General features: G+C 69.4%; 1 protein-coding gene and 1 pseudogene. Both read right to left on the bottom strand.

Translation table 11 applies throughout. The features are described 5' to 3' along the window. Positions 1–103: 103 nt before the first annotated feature. Positions 104–943 carry a transposase family protein gene (locus tag ACZ68L_RS46940; RefSeq protein ID WP_469591062.1) on the bottom strand — a complete coding sequence of 280 codons (840 nt, stop codon included), beginning with the start codon at positions 941–943 and terminating at the stop codon, positions 104–106. 64 nt (positions 944–1,007) lie between these two features. Next, positions 1,008–1,273: pseudogene (locus tag ACZ68L_RS46935) on the bottom strand (hypothetical protein); the annotation flags it as partial.

The raw sequence follows: 1,273 nt of genomic DNA, 5'->3' as shown, positions 1-1,273 counted from the left end.
TGAGCACTGTGCATCGTGAAGTTGCAGGTCACGGGTCTGGTGTGCGCGGGGTTCGGGATGCTCGTGCTGGTCGTGGGCGGATGGCTTCGGCGAAGATCGTCGGTCACCGGGAGACTTCGCGGTTCGTCAGGACCAGCAGAGCCCTCACCAGCGCGGTCGCCCACTTCGGATCCGTGCGGACCTTGCCGAGGACGCGCCAGTTCTTCAGGTGGGCGAAGCCGTGCTCGACCGGCGCCCGTACTGCGGCAAGGGCCTTGTTCGACAGCTTCTGCCCTCGCGTGAGCGGCCGGTTCCGGGCGGCCTTGTAGCCGGTGATCACCGCCGGGTCGGCATCGGGACCGCTGTCATCGAGCCCGACGAATCCCAGGTCGGCGATCGCTCCGAGCCGGGCCGCCCGCAACTTCTGCGTGAGCTTGTCGTGACGGCAGGCGGTGATCTCCGAGGTCCGCCCCGGCCGGGCCGCCGAGACCCAGAGCAGTCGGCCCTTGTCGTCGGTGAGCGCGATCACGAGCAGACCATGGTGCTTGTGCTTGCCCGAGTAGTTCTTCCGGTTTTCCGTCCCGGTGCGCCGCCGAGTGCGGATCAGCGAGCCATCCAGCAGGACCACCCCGCCACCCGTTCGGGCGATTCTCTTCAGGGCGCGGTCCAGGCGCGGGGCGCGGGCGGCCAGCAGGCCGACGACTTCCCTGACCCACCGTGTCACGGTGGTGCGGTGTATCCCGTTGCCGCCGGCCAGGTCGCCCGGCCGCTGGTCACAGCGCAGCACCGCCAGCACGATCCCCGCGATCCTTCCCGCGGGCAGCGCCCGCCACCGCGAGCCGATCTTCTTGCAGTGGCCGCGTATCAGGGTGGCGAGATAGTTCAAAGTGGCGCTCGACAGCGGCAGGCGGGCAGTGTAGACAAGGTCGTCAGGGCCCTCGGCGGACCCGTTGTCTTTCTTCACACCGAACTCAACTGCCGCCGGGGGTCCGCTGGTTACGGCCTGCCGGGTTCCTCTTCCGGCACGGTCACCGACGTGCGGTGAACCGCCCGTCGGGACGTTTGTGCAGCCAGCCGCGATCAGCGAGCTTGGTCATCTTCGCCCGCAGCGGCTCCAGCTTCCCACGCACCGCAACGTCAAGGCCCAGCTCCTCACCCACCGCCCTGACCTGGACCGGGCCGTCGGCGGCCTGCACGATCGCCAGGATCATGCGGTAGTCGTCCGGCAGGGCGGTCTCATCGGGATTCTCGCCGCGGTGCGGGATCAGCAGGACAGCCCGCCCCGCCACCCGGC

The sequence above is a fragment of the Streptomyces sp. NPDC104309 genome (genome assembly GCF_055584025.1).
This window is presented reverse-complemented; position numbering and strand designations above follow the sequence as displayed.